This window comes from Photobacterium sp. SKA34, assembly GCF_000153325.1.
In the GTDB taxonomy this organism is placed as follows: domain Bacteria; phylum Pseudomonadota; class Gammaproteobacteria; order Enterobacterales; family Vibrionaceae; genus Photobacterium.
On the sequence record NZ_CH724142.1, the window covers coordinates 559,557 to 576,616 of the forward strand.

The 17,060-nt window shown below is 38.9% G+C and carries 12 protein-coding genes; 7 read left to right on the forward strand and 5 right to left on the reverse strand.

Going from position 1 to position 17,060, the window contains the following annotated elements; all coding sequences use genetic code 11:
- Positions 1-12 precede the first annotated feature (12 nt).
- Complete coding sequence (locus tag SKA34_RS23920; RefSeq protein WP_369750681.1) at positions 13-387, forward strand: CZB domain-containing protein; 375 nt, start codon at positions 13-15, stop codon at positions 385-387.
- A gap of 123 nt (positions 388-510) precedes the next feature.
- Here SKA34_RS23920 and SKA34_RS11530 read toward each other — a convergent pair whose 3' ends face one another.
- Complete coding sequence (locus SKA34_RS11530) at positions 511-1,479, reverse strand: hypothetical protein (RefSeq protein WP_006645706.1); 969 nt, start codon at positions 1,477-1,479, stop codon at positions 511-513.
- Between the two features lie 206 nt (positions 1,480-1,685).
- Between SKA34_RS11530 and SKA34_RS11535 the strand changes: the two genes are divergently transcribed.
- The 3 genes from SKA34_RS11535 (at position 1,686) to SKA34_RS11545 (ending at position 5,458) form a co-directional block, all read left to right on the forward strand.
- Entirely contained in the window at positions 1,686-2,930 is a 1,245-nt protein-coding gene (locus SKA34_RS11535) for an NADH:ubiquinone reductase (Na(+)-transporting) subunit B (RefSeq protein ID WP_006645707.1), read from the forward strand.
- 227 nt (positions 2,931-3,157) lie between these two features.
- Positions 3,158-3,856, forward strand: a complete 699-nt coding sequence (locus SKA34_RS11540) for a DUF2786 domain-containing protein (RefSeq protein WP_006645708.1) — start codon at positions 3,158-3,160, stop codon at positions 3,854-3,856.
- A 297-nt stretch (positions 3,857-4,153) separates the two neighbouring features.
- Positions 4,154-5,458 carry an inosine/guanosine kinase gene (locus tag SKA34_RS11545; protein WP_006645709.1) on the forward strand — a complete coding sequence of 435 codons (1,305 nt, stop codon included), beginning with the start codon at positions 4,154-4,156 and terminating at the stop codon, positions 5,456-5,458.
- A 63-nt stretch (positions 5,459-5,521) separates the two neighbouring features.
- On the opposite strand, the gene SKA34_RS11550 is transcribed toward SKA34_RS11545, so the two are convergent.
- From SKA34_RS11550 to SKA34_RS11565, 4 genes are all read right to left on the reverse strand, one after another.
- On the reverse strand, positions 5,522-5,953 hold the full coding sequence (locus SKA34_RS11550; RefSeq protein WP_006645710.1) for a PaaI family thioesterase: 432 nt from the start codon (positions 5,951-5,953) through the stop codon (positions 5,522-5,524).
- Positions 5,954-6,109: 156 nt separating this feature from the next.
- A complete protein-coding gene (gene hrpA / locus SKA34_RS11555) occupies positions 6,110-10,024 on the reverse strand; it encodes an ATP-dependent RNA helicase HrpA (RefSeq protein WP_083784389.1) in 3,915 nt (1,304 codons plus the stop codon).
- Between the two features lie 217 nt (positions 10,025-10,241).
- Positions 10,242-12,296, reverse strand: a complete 2,055-nt coding sequence (locus tag SKA34_RS11560; RefSeq protein WP_006645712.1) for a metallophosphoesterase — start codon at positions 12,294-12,296, stop codon at positions 10,242-10,244.
- A gap of 262 nt (positions 12,297-12,558) precedes the next feature.
- Positions 12,559-13,953, reverse strand: a complete 1,395-nt coding sequence (locus SKA34_RS11565; RefSeq protein ID WP_006645713.1) for an MATE family efflux transporter — start codon at positions 13,951-13,953, stop codon at positions 12,559-12,561.
- A gap of 125 nt (positions 13,954-14,078) precedes the next feature.
- Between SKA34_RS11565 and SKA34_RS11570 the strand changes: the two genes are divergently transcribed.
- The 3 genes from SKA34_RS11570 to SKA34_RS11580 all read left to right on the forward strand — a co-directional run bounded on the left by SKA34_RS11570 (position 14,079) and on the right by SKA34_RS11580 (position 16,618).
- Entirely contained in the window at positions 14,079-14,939 is an 861-nt protein-coding gene (locus tag SKA34_RS11570) for an AraC family transcriptional regulator (protein ID WP_006645714.1), read from the forward strand.
- 128 nt (positions 14,940-15,067) lie between these two features.
- The gene (locus SKA34_RS11575; RefSeq protein ID WP_006645715.1) at positions 15,068-16,042 is read left to right on the forward strand and encodes a zinc transporter ZntB; all 975 of its coding nucleotides are present in this window, start codon (positions 15,068-15,070) and stop codon (positions 16,040-16,042) included.
- 120 nt (positions 16,043-16,162) lie between these two features.
- Positions 16,163-16,618: a TerB family tellurite resistance protein gene (locus SKA34_RS11580; RefSeq protein WP_006645716.1), complete on the forward strand. Its 456-nt coding sequence runs from the start codon at positions 16,163-16,165 to the stop codon at positions 16,616-16,618.
- Positions 16,619-17,060: the final 442 nt, after the last annotated feature.

The window sequence follows — 17,060 nt, forward strand, 5'->3', positions numbered from 1 at the left end:
CAATCTGAACATATGCAGCATGTTATTCATATTGCATCGACGCGTGCTTTTTTAGATACAGTTAAACTTGATCATGCTATCTGGAAAAACAATATTTACAGCTTCCTACAGCGTGGTGCATTTAATGAAGTTATTAATAACCACTCGGAGTGTCGTTTAGGTCAGTGGTATTACCATGGTGAAGGCAAAGTATTTAGTCACTTGAGAAGCTATGCATTAATGGAAGAACCTCATAAAGCGGTTCATGAAATGGGCCGTGAAGCGATGAGCCAAGCAAAATCTGGCAATATGTCAGAAGTGGTAACGGCAATAAACGCTATGGAAGAAGCAAGTAAAAAAGTGGTTGTCCAAATCGATAATTTAATGCACGAAATTTCGCAAAGCTAGTTGATTGGGTTACTTTATTAAATTTCAGCGTTTATATCGAGTGCTAAAGATTACTTCAAACATAAACGGTGTATAGCATTTTTTACGCGCTACACACCGTCGGATAGGTAATAATCTGTTTAATTAAGATTCAAATAGCTGCTTATTTGGATCAAAATTAACGACCCACTCTGGATCGGTTTCTCGTTGCTCAAGGTAAATTTGTAATCCATTAAAATAAGTAAAGGCTGTTAATTCAGATTCTTTATTGAAGTGCTCGAAAAACGCCTCTTCTTGTTCAGCTAACAATTGCAGTGTGGTTGCACCATGCTCTAGAGCCCATTGAATGGCATAAGGTGAAATCATCGTTCGATGTAAAATTAGCTCTTTAATTTCGGAAACAGCGACTTTGTTGTTTTTAAGACGACGATTACTGCTAGTTTCAATCTGTTTGTTAGCTTTTTCTTCCGCTAATAATGCACGTAAACTCGCTAAACTTGCGGTAATTTCAGCACTTGAATAACCGTAACTTGTTTTACAAAAACGCAAGGCATACGCCATTTTATCGCGTCCAACCAATTCAATGACCTGTTCCAAATAGGGCTGTGGGATCGCATATGCCGTCGCCAGTTGGTTCACGGCATGATTTAAACTGGTATACACAATGCCATCAAATTCAAATTGGAACGCGGTTGTTAGCCCTTCAACAGGAATACCATCAATACTTACCGCCCATCCACGGTAATTGACTCGCCCCTTTGCAATTTCAAACATTGCCCAACCGCTTTCACGAAAACCTTCAAGTGCTTTGCCTTCAAATTCACACTCTTCAAGCTCTTGCTTAGTCCAATTAACACCAATTTGTAAATGCTTTTGGTACTTCTTATGCAGTTTCTCTTTCACTTTATCGCGCAAAAGATCAAGGCTGCTTACTTTAATCTCTTTTGTAAAACCAAAACACTCTTGGCAGCAAGGCACCATGATCGGTGCAGATTGCCCATCATAATTAGGCTTTGCCATAAAGGCATGGCTTTCATAATAAGGTTCGCCACAAAACCAACAGGTATGACGAAACTCAAAAGGCACATCAATCGACACATAATCGGTCGTCATATGGGAGTACTCATTGTTGTGGTTATCGTTGAGGTTGACATGATTTCAACCTAATTTTCCTATTTATACTTAAAGTCTGTGTTTATGGCTAATTTGATTTTATCTTTCATTACATATCTAGATGTTAGATAAAAGAAAAGCGTTTAGTTGCTTAAAAAGCGATCTATTTTGGCGAGTGCTCGTAATACTACATAGGAGGAAGTGTTATGAGTCTTAAAAGTTATTTAGATAAGCTATCACCAAAATTCAAACCTGGTGGACGATACCAAACTTTTTATCCCTTGTTTGAGGCGGTTGAAACTATCTTCTACACCCCAGGACAGGTTAATAAAGGTATTACTCATGTTAGAGATAGTATTGATTTGAAACGTATTATGATCATGGTTTGGTTAGCTGTTTTTCCCGCCATGATTTGGGGTATGTACAATATAGGGCAACAATCTAGTAATGCGTTGTTATACGGACTTGATGCGACAGCGGCTCAGCAAGCATTGGATTCCTCATGGCGACTTAGCTGGGTGTGGGGGTCTCTTGACGCTGTTCAGCAATCAAGTTGGATCAGTGATCTTTTAGTTGGTGCCAGTTACTTTTTCCCTGTTTATCTTACTGTCTTTATTGTTGGTGGATTCTGGGAAGTATTATTTGCCATCATTCGGCGGCATGAAGTGAATGAAGGCTTCTTTGTCACCTCCATATTGTTTGCACTTATTCTTCCTCCGACAATTCCACTTTGGCAAGCAGCACTAGGTATTACCTTTGGTATTGTTGTCGCAAAAGAAATCTTCGGTGGTACTGGTCGAAACTTTTTAAACCCTGCACTCGCTGGGCGTGCTTTTTTATATTTTGCTTATCCTGCGAATATGTCAGGAGGCGCTGTTTGGGTTGCAGCTGATGGTTATTCAGGGGCGACACCACTCAGTCAGTGGTATGAAGGTGGTCAAAATGCACTGACGAATAACATGACCGGTCAATCTATCTCATGGTTTGATGCTTTCATTGGTAATATTCCCGGTTCAATGGGAGAAGTCTCAACCTTGTTTATCGCACTAACAGGTTTAATATTAATCTTTATGCGAATAGCATCGTGGCGAATTGTACTAGGTGTTTTCATCGGCCTAGCAGGTACCTCTTTACTACTTAACACCGTTGGTTCAAATACCAATTACATGTTCTCAATGCCCTTCTATTGGCATTTTGTTATTGGTGGTGTCGCTTTCGGTACTTTCTTTATGGCAACCGATCCAGTTTCTGCCGCATTTACTAATAAAGGGAAATGGGCATACGGCATTTTAATTGGTGTTATGACCATATTCATTCGCGTACTTAACCCTGCTTATCCAGAAGGTATTATGCTCGCAATTTTATTTGCCAACTTGTTTGCACCACTATTCGACTTTATGACCAAAACAGGAAATATCAAACGTCGTGCTAAACGGGCGGCATTAAAATAGCATCCTCTACTTTTATTCCTATTAACTTTCTGATTACACGATAACTTTGTTTCGTGTAATCAGATAATAAGGAAAATATATATCAGCAAAAATTTTTGCCGTGGTAAGTTGTTATAGTAAATATTCAATTCTTAGTATTAATTCCCCTTATTAATAGCCGTTACGCTTGATGTAGTAGCAACTAAAGCGGTAAAATACGCGCCCTGTTTAAATCGTGAGTATGTTGAATGTCTGAACAAAAGCGAAAGGCGCTAAAGAAAATAGCAAAATGCTTAGAGTTAGGTAACTCGGCTAACGTTAATGAAGCCGCGCAAGCTATTCGTATGGCCCATCGCCTCATGCTCAAATATGGTCTTGAGAAAGACGATATTGAATTCATCAAAATGGGCAAAACAAAATCTCAGACCTTACTACCGAGTGATATTAGTGCGCAGATTTTAAAAATTATTCGTGGTATCAACCGTCGATTCGGCGTGGAATGTGTACTGACTAATTATAAAGGTTTAAAAAAAGCGGAATTCATTGGCATGGCAGAGCGTGCAATTTTCGCCGCTTTTGCTTTTGATGTTGTATATCGAGAAATGAACCAACAAACAGGTCAATTCAGAAATAGTTTTGCTGGTACTAGCACTAGTACACAAGAAGTAACACGTCGTGTGAACTCTTTTTTAGCAGGCTGGCTTGAAGGGGCATTGGAAAAATTACCTGAGTTGACGACAGACGATGACCATGATCAACGTATGGCCAACTATATTGATAAACAATTTGAAAACCTTGATCGTGAAACGTTTAAAAAGCAACTACAAGAAGCAATGAAAGCACTCACTGATGATTATGAGAAAGGCATGAAAAAAGGCCGCTCTATTTCGGTCAGCCGCCCTGTTGGTGGTAAATCAGCACAAGAAGAATTAAAAAGACTTAACTGATTCTGTCGTTTTATCGTAAAAAAGCTGCTAGTGCGGCTTTTTTTATAACTTTCTAATTTTTAAATTACCATAATAGCTAATATAACTGCTATTTCATGCCTATCAAAAACTAACGCACAACACTGATAAATAGCTTAAAAGCATAGTTCTTAGCCTCTTTTCATGTAACTTTATTTGACTCGTTTAAAAAAACAGCAAAAGAACAACTATCAACACGATATTTCAAAGAAATGAGATTCCAGTCGCATTTTCATGTTAGAATAAATCAAAATCCCTTAATTCCATAGCCATCAAGACATGAAATTTCCTGGTCAACGTAAGTCAAAGCATTACTTTCCTGTCAATGCCCGCGATCCATTAGTTGTTCAAATTCAACAAGACAATCCATTAGCAAAATCACATCTAATTGGTGTTGGTCAAACCATAGTTGATATTGAAGCTCGCGTTGACGATGACTTCTTAGCCAGACATGCTCTCACTAAGGGACAATCTGTCGTTCTTGATGTAGATAAAGCTGAATTGCTTTATAAAGAATTAAAAGATCGTAAGCTTATTAGCCACGAATATCCTGGCGATACTATTGGTAATACATTGCACAACTACTCTGTATTAGCTGATGATAAATCAATCTTACTTGGTGTAATGAGCCAAGATCTAAAAATCGGTTCATACGCATACCGCTATTTATGTAACACTTCTAGTCGTATGGATTTAGATTACCTACAGCCAGTAAATGGTCCTATCGGTCGTTGCTACACGCTTATCAGTGAAGATGGTGAACGTACTTTCGCGATTAACGAAGGTCAAATGAACCAACTTCGTCCAGAAAGTATTCCTGAATCTGCATTTGAGAAAGCCTCTGCATTGGTGCTATCAACTTACCTTGTTCGTGGTAAGCCAACAGACCCAATGAAAGACGCTGCGCTTAAAGCTATCGAATACGCGAAAAAATACAATGTGCCAGTAGTACTGACTATGGGCACTAAATACGTTATCGAAGATAAGCGCGAATGGTGGATTGAGTTTCTAAAAGAGCACGTAACCTGTGTTGCGATGAACGAAGAAGAAGCTGAAGCATTAACCGGTGAAACAGATCCACTGACAGCTGCTGATAAAGCACTTGATTGGGTTGATATGGTTCTGTGTACTGCAGGTCCTGTTGGTTTATACATGGCGGGTTACACCGAAGATTCATTGAAGCGTGAATCATCACTGCCACTTCTTCCAGGTAAGATCCCAGAATTCAATAAATACGAATTCAGCCGTCCAATGGCGAAAAGCGAGTGTGAAAAACCTATTCGAGTTTACTCTCACATCGCCCCTTACCTTGGTGGACCCGTTGAGATAAAAAACACAAACGGTGCAGGTGATGCTGCGCTTTCTGCACTTCTACACGATATGTCTGCCAACCGTTTTCACAAGGTTAATGTACCTAATTCTGAGAAACACACAGCGAACTTCTTGTCGTACTCGTCTTTCTCTCAGATTTGCCAATACTCTAACCGTGTTAGCTATGAAGTATTGATCCAACACGCACCTCGCCTATCTCATGGCCTACCAGAGCGTGAAGACTGTTTGGAAGAAGCATACTGGGAACGTTAATTTCAGTTTGTAGCATTATAAAAAAGGAGCTGATTAGCTCCTTTTTTATATCTTTCATATGGGTTAAACACCGTAACCATTTACATCAGCAAGTTGCTGTTTACTACGAACGAAAACACCATTACCTCGTCCTATTTCTCTGTTTTCTGCATCATAAACCACTGCTTCAACAATAAATTGAGATTTATTTTTGTTCACCACCTTCCCCACTGACCGCATAGCCCCTTCTGAAATTGGTCGGGTTAAATAAGTCGTAAATGAGGTTGTTAATACAAATACTTCACTTTCTAGTGAGCTTGCAGCAAAGAAAGCTGCATCATCAAGCATTTTAAAATACACCGAGCCGTGAACAGCCCCCGCAGAATGATGTAATGATGAATTGGCATTAATTTCAATCTCCGCCACCCCCTCACTAACGGTCATTATTGGTGAATAAAACTGATTGATAGGTGCAGCAGCGTACATATTTTCAAGTTTTCTATAATGGACATCCATGTTGAGACAACGCTCCTTTTGCTAAGATTTAAGGCTTATTTTTCTTATTTATGTTTATCAGTATATTCAATCAATGCTTTTACTGATGTGATGAATATAAAAAAGCCGATAATGCGTCAACACTATCGGCTTTCATCTCTTTTCAATGAGCGTTAATTAGCACTCATTAATCGCATTACGTACACGTTTATCAGATACAGGGTATGGCGTACCCAACTGCTGAGCAAAGTAGCTAACACGAAGCTCTTCAATCATCCAGCGGATCTCTTTTACCTTATATGGAACTGGCTGCCCTTTCGGGATCTTGTTCAGTAGCTCTTTGTATTCGTTAACTACTGACTCAATCTTCAAAATATGTACACGATCTTTGTTTGGATCGATTGGCAGTTTTTCCATTCGACGCTCAATGGCACGCATGTAACGCAAAATATCAGGTAGACGCTTCCAGCCACACTCTGTTGCAAAACCCTTGAAGATCAAGCTTTCAATTTGTGCTTTGATATCAGACATCGCAAATGCCATGTTTAAATCAATACGGCCTTTCAAACGCTTACTGATGTTAAATGCTGTGGTTAAGATTGCTTCTACTTGTTTAGCAATATCAACAACGGTGTCACCAAGTTCAGCACGAACAAACTCTTTCAATGCTTCAAATGATTCTGGCTGCCATGCTAATCCGCCTTTCTCTTCTATCAGCTTATCAACACCACAAGCAATACAATCATCAATCAGATCAAGTACACGACCATATGGGTTAAAGTACAAACCTAACTTTGATTTATTTGGCAAGTTAGAATGAAGATACTTAATTGGCGATGGTACGTTCAAAAGAATCAAACGACGTTGACCCGCCTGCATCGCATTGTTTTGCTGCTCTTCAGTTTCAAACAATTTGATACCAACAGAATCTTTGTTATCCACCAGCGCAGGGTAAGCTTTTACTTCAAAACCCCCACGTTTCTGTTGGTAACGTTCAGGTAGCTCACCAAAACTCCAGGTTTTCAAACCATCTTGCTCGATATCATCATCAGCAACTTGCGATAACGTCTCTTGAACCTTCTCTTTTAAGTTGTCTTTCAGGCCATAGATATCTTTGCTTTCACGTAACTTACGATTGCGGTGATCAACAGCACGGTATGTGATTTTCAAGTGATCAGAGATCTGATCTAAGTTCCAATCTTCACGCACAATTGTCACGCCACTCATACGCTTTAATTCTTTTTCAAGCGAATCTAGCAATGGCGCTTCCATTGGCTTAACGCGCGCTAAGAAAGCATCGGCATAGTTTGGCGCAGGCACAAAGTTACGGCGTAACGGCTTTGGTAATGATTTGATCAACGCAACAACCAACTCATGACGCAAACCTGGGATCTGCCAATCAAAACCATCAGGCTGAATTTGGTTCAAAATAGCCAATGGTACATGTACGGTCACACCATCGTTATCTTCGCCCGGTTCAAACTGGTAGCTTAGTTTTAGCTTCAAGTTACCTTGATGCCAGAAGTTAGGGTAATCTAAATCAGTGACATGACTTGCATCACCACGGAATAGCATCTCACGCTCAAAGTTTAATAACTCAGGATCTTCTTTCGAAGCTTTTTTCCACCATGAGTCAAAGTGACGACCTGATGTTACTTTTAAATCAATACGCTGATCGTAAAAGTTAAACAGCTCGTCATCATCGATCAAAATGTCACGACGACGTGATTTATGTTCAAGCTCTTCAACTTCGCGTAATAACTTACGGTTTTGTTGATAGAACTTATGACGCGTATCCCAATCCCCTTCAACTAAAGCTGAGCGAATAAAGATTTCACGTGATAACGTTGGGTCAATATTACCGTAGTTCACTTTACGTTTGGCGACTACAGGAATGCCATACAATGTGACTCTTTCAAACGCATGAACAGCAGCAGACTTCTTCTCCCAATGCGGTTCGCTATAACTACGTTTAATCAAATGACCCGCTAATGGCTCAACCCACTCAGGCTGAATTTTTGCGCCAATTCGCCCCCATAAACGTGACGTTTCAACCAACTCTGCAACCATCACCCACTTTGGCTGTTTCTTAAAAATGCCAGAGCCCGGGAAGATATTAAAGCGGGCGTTACGTGCGCCTTGGTATTCATTTTTCTCTTGGTCTTTCATACCAATATGAGAAAGCAAACCACTTAATAGCGAAATATGAATACTGTCATAACTTGCTTCGTTGCCATTCATTTTCAACTCAAGCTCTTTAATCACTTGGTTGACTTGGAAATAGATATCTTGCCACTCACGAATGCGTAAATAGTTTAAGTATTCTTTCTTACATAAACGGCGGAATTGATTACTAGAAAGCTCTTTTTGTTGCTCTTGGACGTAATTCCATAAATTAACGAACGCAACAAAATCAGAATCTTTGTCGTTAAATCGGCGATGTTTCTCATCAGACTGTTGTTGTTTATCTGATGGGCGCTCACGTGGATCTTGAATAGACAGTGCCGATGCAATGATCATTACTTCACGTAATGCACCTAATTTAGGCGCTTCAAGTACCATACGAGCTAAACGCGGATCAATAGGAAGACGCGCTAATTGTCGACCCATTGGGGATAAACGTTTACGCGGATCTGTCGCTTTAGAGTTAATCGCACCTAACTCTTCTAATAATCGAATACCGTCTTGAATATTGCGATTATCTGGTGCTTCAACAAATGGGAAAGCTTGGATATCACCCAAACCAATCGCGGTCATTTGAAGAATAACTGACGCTAAGTTAGTACGTAGAATTTCCGGATCGGTAAATTCTGGGCGAGATAAAAAATCTTCCTCAGAATATAGACGAATACAGATACCTTCTTGAACACGACCACAACGACCCATACGCTGATTGGCACTGGCTTGTGAGATGGCTTCAATCGGGAGACGCTGTACTTTAGTACGGTAACTATAGCGACTAATTCGTGCCGTACCCGGATCAATAACGTATTTAATACCCGGAACAGTTAGTGAGGTTTCCGCTACGTTTGTTGAAAGTACAATGCGACGACCAGAGTGCGATTGGAATACTCTGTTTTGCTCACCCGCCGATAGACGTGCGTACAAAGGTAGAATTTCTGTATGGCGTAATTTACGCTTTTCTAACGCATCTGCAGTATCACGAATTTCACGCTCACCGTTTAAGAAGATCAGGATATCACCCTCACCTTCATCACATAGCTCATCGACCGCATCAAAAATTGCATCTAACTGATCGCGATCGGTGTCATCACCGTCTTCAACCACAGGGCGGTAACGAACTTCTACTGGGTACGTACGACCTGAAACTTCAATAATCGGTGCATTATTAAAGTGCTTAGAGAAACGCTCAGGATCAATGGTTGCTGAAGTAATTATGACTTTTAAATCTGGGCGTTTTGGTAGTAATTCACGCAGGTAACCCATGATGAAATCAATATTTAAGCTACGTTCGTGCGCTTCATCGATAATGATAGTGTCATATTGACTTAAGAAACGATCGTGTTGAATTTCAGCCAGTAAAATACCGTCTGTCATTAACTTTACGTGGCTATGCTCAGAGACCTGATCGTTAAATCGGACTTTATAACCTACGTGAGAGCCCATTTCACATTCCATTTCTTCTGCTATACGAGAAGCAACAGAGCGTGCAGCCAGACGTCGAGGCTGAGTATGACCTATCATGCCGTAGGTACCACGACCGATTTCTAAACAGATTTTAGGTAGCTGAGTAGTTTTACCTGAACCCGTTTCACCCGCCACAATAACCACTTGGTTATTTAAGATCGCTTCAGCGATATCATCTTTCTTCTGGCTTACGGGTAGCTGTGCTGGGTAAATGATTTTTGGACGCTGAGTACGGCGACGTTCTACCGTTTGCATTGATTTCGCAATCTCTAATGCAATTTCGTCAAATACAGCGTGCTTCGATTTTTCATTTTTAATTCTTGATGCGCCTTGTACACGTTTGTGTAGACGAAAACGATCGCGCATCATGCAATCTTTAATCGCAGACTTTAATGTTTTTTCGTTATTCAACACATCTGCTTGAGTTTGATTCGACTGACTCAAAGTAATTCCTGTCTTTCAATGACTAATGGATACCGAGAACATCATGATGAAAACTCGCTCAGTATCACTTGGCGATTCGAAATTTTTGTTAATTCTATCACAGTTAAAGCGGTGTGAGAGCAGGTTAAAAGACAATTACTGGGGTGTAATGATGGGATATTGTGCATGAGGCGTAATTAATAAAAAAAGAAAGCCGACTCTTAAAGTCGGCTATTGATTACGCTTTAATTCTAAGCGGATTCTCGTTAGATAAATCGAGTACTTCCCCTCGCGACGGGAAAACCCTGAAGTGTGTTGTTGGTTCTGTAATTCTGAACATGTGGAAAATTCTGGCCAACGCAGCCAAACGTAATTTTAAGTTTGATAAATTATCTTTGTTATTATCAAACTCTTCATGAGAGCCGGCTTCAGGATCTGCCTCTATATAGTCTTGAGAATAATCATGATTTTCGAGATTATTGTCGATATCACAACGACCAAAAAGCTCTGCAACAACACTGTAGCCCACAACCTTATCTAAACCAATGTCTTGTAATGCAAGCTCATCACCGTTTCGAATATGTAGCATTGCATTACAGTAATCTGTAAATATAGCCTGATTTAATTGCTGACGGCTGAAGTTCATATTGATTAAGTGCTGATTAACATCTTCAATTGCGTTATTAACACTCACTTGTTCTAAGCCCGCTTCAACCAATAAATCAATAACCTTAGTATCATCGGTATCTGGGGTGATGTTGTCTACAAGCGTTGAAAGTTCCGTTCCTGATAAATCGTCATCAATCAAGCTTAAAACCATTAGCCAATAGAGTGGAAATTTTGATTGGTAAAGATGGCGCATATCCCAGCCCCAATCATCAGACTTATTATTAACAGTCAAGCAAATCAGGTGTTGATACATTAACTCTCGGTAAGAAGACACCTCAAGCATCGATTTCCAATGCGTGTCTAAACCTTTAGCTGTTCGCCAGTCTATTTCATTTTCATAATGATTAAATAAAGAATCAAATTCAGGCACATCTTCAATGACTTTGGTTTCTATCTCGAAGTCGTCGGGACCATAACAGGTGATTTTTTTATACGCTGGAATATAAGCGGCTAATGACGGTGCTTGAACATTAACTAAGGTTTGTCCATTGCGACCAACATATTTAGCGGTATCGTTAATATGAATATGGCCGGCAAAATGCAGTTTTAAACCGCAATCAATGAGTTCTTCAGTAGTTTCTGATGTTGGGACTCGCTTGTGGTTATACGATGAGTCAGCGAACAAATAATAAAAATCGTCAGCACTATAGTTTAAATATTCGATGGCTGGGTAATGCGAAAAAACTAATAACGTTTTTCCTTGTTCATCCGCTCGCTTAATAACATCTTTTAACCAAGCTAATACCTGCGGTTTCTGAACTTTGCCATCTTCATACCCTTTTGCATCATGATCCCATTGACTTCCCAGCGGATCCAAAGGTACATGAGTGTTCATGTCAACGGAGCAAATCCAAAAGCCTTCTATTGGTTCGACAAGGTAACTAGAATCAGGACATTCAACTATATAGGTTCCATCAGCAGATGTTGCTTGATATACGCGATCTTCAAGTTTGTCCGATTTCCATGGCGTTTCATAGTAGTGATAATGCGGCTGCGATTGAAAACCAAATCGACCTAACTTTTCCATTAATGGCATGAAACCTAGAGATTGCATTTTCGGGCTATAGAGTACACCGTCTACTTCATCACTAGGAATAAAGTTTTCGACATCGCCTTGATTGCTGGTTACTTTTATACCAGCACCATCTGAGCGTAAGAAGGTCTTATCACAGTCTTCGCCATAGGGTGTTGTTGGATCGTGATTGCCATGGGTTAAGAAGAACTCTAATCCATATTCGTCACTGTATTGATCAAGCACTCTTTTCAAGCCATCAACATGCGCTTCTTGTCCATCATCAGAAAAATCGCCAACAAGAATAACGAACTTAATGCCCTCAGCTACAATGTCATCTAATGTCGCTTTGAAGACAAAGTAGTTTTCATTAAACATACGGGTAGAACCAACAGAGTCTTGCATCGTTCTGATACAAACTTCGTTGTCGTTAAAACCAAAATCTCCATGAATATCATGAAAATGGACATCACCAAGTAAAGCAATTCTATGTGTTTGATCACTCTGGTTATTATTACTTTGCATTTTACAACCAGGTAATACCGTTGCTGATGTTGCAGCGACACTTGCTGAACTTAATAAAAACTGACGTCTTGATAATTGGTAACTCATATACAACCTTGGCAAATACCCTAAAAAGTTGGTGGATATTAAGAAGCTGTTATTTCATTTCTATTATCTAAAAATGACAGATTTATTAAACACTTACGCGTGGCAATATTCTGCTTGCGAATTTTACTTGCGTAATAAGCAATAAATCACGTTGAATATTGATATTCTTAGACGAGTTAATTACAAATAAAAAAAGCTAAACAATCACTGTCTAACTCTTTTTATGCAGACTTTAATCAGCCGTTATGTATTGTCTTATTTTTTACGCGGTCATAGAAGAGGATTCTATGTCATCATTAACAAGATTTTTTAACCACTTACGTCCATAAATACGATAAGTTGTCAGTCCAACTTTTACTACTTCTTCTGCCAATATTGCAACAAGCACCCAATGTAGGGGCCAGCCTAAAACAATACCCGTGAGTATGGCTAAAGGAATACCTATTACCCATTGGCCGAATAAATCGATAAAAATACTGTATTTGATGTCGCCACCACTACGTAATACCCCACCAATGCCCACCATATTGAATACTTTTAAGAACATACCTAACGCCATCACTAAGGTAACATTCAGCGACATTTCAAGGTTCGGTGCTTGAGCCTTTGCCAACCACTCCCCAACAAGCCCACTCGATAGCCAAATAGACACACCAAGCACAAAAGCGATAGACACACTCAAAGCTAAAAAGAACCACGACTGATGAAACGCTCGTTGATAATTTTCAGCGCCTAATTCGTGCCCCAAAATCGTTGATGCAGCAACAGCAAAACCAATAAAAGCAGAGATCAATACCGCTTCTATTGGCGATAGTAAGCTAATGATGGCAAGCTCTGTCACACCTAATTTGGCAAAAATAACACTATAAACAAGTATTCCCATTGCCCATGCACCGTCATGAACAATCATAGGCCAAGCGACATTAAAATAACGCTTCCTTGCCTTAGCGTTACTTGCTGGCTCTATATCTTCTTGTGTTGGCAATACTTTTTTATAGGCTTTATAAGTAATAAACAGCAAAATAACTGTTTGTGCACCACGTGAAATCGTTGTCCCCAGCGCGGCACCAGCAACACCCATTTCAGGAAAACCATATAATCCAAAAATTAATAGCGCATTAAGTACGCCATTAATAATGACAGCCACCAGCCCAACATACGTTGGCATTTTAGCTTCACCTACCGCACGTAAAGCAGATTCAAGCGGTACAACAATTGCTGTAAAAATAATGCTCCAGCCGCAGACATACAAATAATCACGTGCATAGTGAATAAAATCGGCTTGATCATTAACCAAAGAAACAATTTGATCAGGAAAAACACGGTATGCCACAGCAAAAGGTAAAGTTAGAAAGATTGCGCATACCCAAGATTGTAACAAGGTGCGCCTTACCCCTTCCATTTTCCCTGCGCCAAAATATTGTGCCGCGAGTACACCAACAGCTCCACTGACACCCACAACAAGCAATAAATTAAAGAAAAATATCCGATTACCAATACCTACGGCGGCAACTTGCGACTCACCGAGTTTAGAAACCATGATGACATCGACTAAACCAAGTAGTGAAAACAACATTGATTGCATTGATACTGGCAACGCTAGACGCCATGTTTTTTGCCAAAATGTTTTATCTGCTGAGTATCGCCAGTGTTGCATGACCGCCACCTATTTATTATTTTCTTACTGTGAAGCAGATCATACCTATGTTTAATCAAACACGTTTATTCTAAGCAATCAAAAAACTTTGCCAAACTATCATTTTTTAATTTTGGAGTTCTGTAATGGCGTATATTGATAATTTTACTATTTCGCCAAAATGCCAATCTATCATTATTGATCAAGTACAATCGATTGAACTTGAAAAGCAAAAAATTCTTCAATGTGGCATTAATTATGGCAAAGAGGCATTCAGTATTTATCGAAGAAGCCCAGACATGTATATGCTGCTTTATACGACGGGTGGAAAGGGATTATTGAAAACACCAGACGATGAATGGGCATTAGAAACAGGCAGTGTTATTTATGTACCACCCAGTTATGAAAATGGCTTTTTTATCAACCCAGACGATAACCCGGACCTTATTTGGGATGTTGCATGGATAATGCTTGAGAAACATAAGTGTTGGGATGAGAGCTTACCTCATGATATTACCTATCAAGATTCACAATCAGGCTCATTACTATTTAAAACTATCATTTGTTTAAGTGAATCTTTAAGTTTCAATTATCCATTGGGAGATGCGCTATGTAAGGGTATTACCGAACAAATTTGTTTATTGGTGAATACCCAAACCGCCTCTCACTCCCCTAAAGCACTTACCCGTTTAGAACATGTTTACCAGCAAACGAAAAGTCAGTTACACCACCCATGGCAAGTCTCCGATCTTGCAGCCTTATATCCATGCTCTGAGCCGCATTTTCATCGATTATGCCAACAATATTACCAACAATCTCCCATAGCCTATTTAACTCAAATTCGAATGGAACATGCTGCTGGGTTACTGACTACTACCAATTGGCCGATTCAACATATTAGTGACTTATGTGGTTACCCAAACCCAACAAATTTTAGTACTCGATTTAAAAATTGGAGTAGTTTTACGCCTCGACAATTTCGGATTCAATTTCAGCCACAACTTTAAAAACCAAATTACTTCGCATAATTAAATAATTTTTCTCTCTAAGGTGTTATCAGTTAAGCTAGTAAAAAAACAAAGTGATGATTAGTCTTATTAGATATAAACGCCTTTAACGATGAAAGGATCACCAGATGCAAAACTGCTTTACATATAGTTATCAACTTGATGCGAGTAATGGCGCTTCACCGCTCTCACTTGATCAAATAAATAACTGGAGCAGTAATAATGGGCTAATGTGGGTGCATTTAGACTATACTGATGAAAATGCACTAGCATGGATTAACAATAGCCATTTGCCAGATGTAGAAAAAGAAGCCCTTACTACTCAGCGTATTCGCCCTCGTTTAAATCAAACGAAAGAAGGTTTTTTCTTGTCATTACGAGGAATAGATTTAGATTCGGATAATCAATCAGACCAACCATCAGAAATGGTCTCTATTCGAGGTTACTATACACACAACACCATTATCACCACCTCAGATCGTCCTGTTAGAGCACTTGATCGAGTCGCGGCACATATTAATGGTGGCTTTGGGCCCAAAACCATTGGCGCATTCATTCTCTGTCTTTGCGATCACCTTACGAGCCATAAAATAGAAGTGATTGATTCCCTCGATGACAAGTTAACCCACCTTGAAGATCAGGTAATGAATAATAGTGATGACAACCTCCGCAATAACATTGCGCAATTAAGACGAGAAACGGTTTATCTTCGTCGCTATGTCAGTCCACAACGTGATGCAATCGCTAAATTACTCACTATTGATACTCCACTACTCTCACTATCAGACAAGCAAAAAATACATGAAGTAAATGAAAAATTACTCCATGTCATCGATGACTTAAACGCGATTCGTGAACGTGCCAATGTGACACAAGAAGAATTAATGAGCTTACAATCTGAGGCATTAAACCAGCGTTTATATTTTCTTTCATTAATTACAACCATATTTTTACCTCTAGGTTTTTTAACTGGTTTACTGGGTGTTAATTTAGGAGGTATTCCTGGTTCACAAAATCATTGGGCATTTTATATATTCTGTAGCCTCTTATTCGGTGTATTAATTCTTCAACTTATCCTTTTTTATCGTAGAAAATGGATATAAATAATTTAAAAAAATAAATTGATTACATATATGTAATCCAATATTGTTATTTTTAATGTTGATTTATTGAAGATATTATTAATATTATTAATTTAAACTAGGAAAATAATAAGGACAATAATGTTCAAATCGCTACGTACACTATTTCGGCAATTGACGAATGATCCTAATAGTAATGAAGCCGTTGATACTCCGACGCTTCATTTAGCTATGGCTTCTTTATTATGTGAAGTAGCTATTGCCGACCACGATAAGGATCCACGAGAAGAGCAAGCTAAAATTCAACTTCTAATGAAATTACTTGAAATTGATGAAGTTACATCAAAACAATTACTTGAGAAAGCTCAGCAACAAGCAGAAACTTCTGTTTCTCTTTATGATTTCACTAATAAATTGCGTTCACTTGAGCAACCAGAACGCTATCAATTAGTTGAAGCTATGTGGCAAGTTGCCTACGCTGATGGTGTGATTGACCCACAAGAAGAAGCAGTGATTCGTCAAGTTTCTGATTTAATATATTTAGATCATTCTGCGTTTATAAAAGCCAAACTCAACGCTAAAAATACCACTAGCTAACCTATTTAAGAGCTATGACCATAGCTCTTTTCTTTATTAGTCCTTTCTTGATAGTTTTAATATCAACACCTATCCTATATAGAGAGTGCAAACTTAACATATTCTAATATTTATGCATCTCTACATGTTTTACTAGACAATTAAAGCAATCATTTAATAGGCAATGTTTAATAACACAATTAAGTTATTAACAGGGAGTCACAAATGGCTAATATAACCATTTGTGCTTTTTATTTTGAGAAAAGACAGGTGTAAATATATAGACACTCCTGTCTACATTATATTTTTATATTGATACTTATTTTTGTAAGTTCGCTATATGCTACAAACTATGGAAAAGTATTAAAAACTTTCCATTTATAATCATATAGATATAAACACTGATATTTCCGCCTTATTAAATATTTGTTGGCTTGAAACTTGTACATTTTATCAATGATGA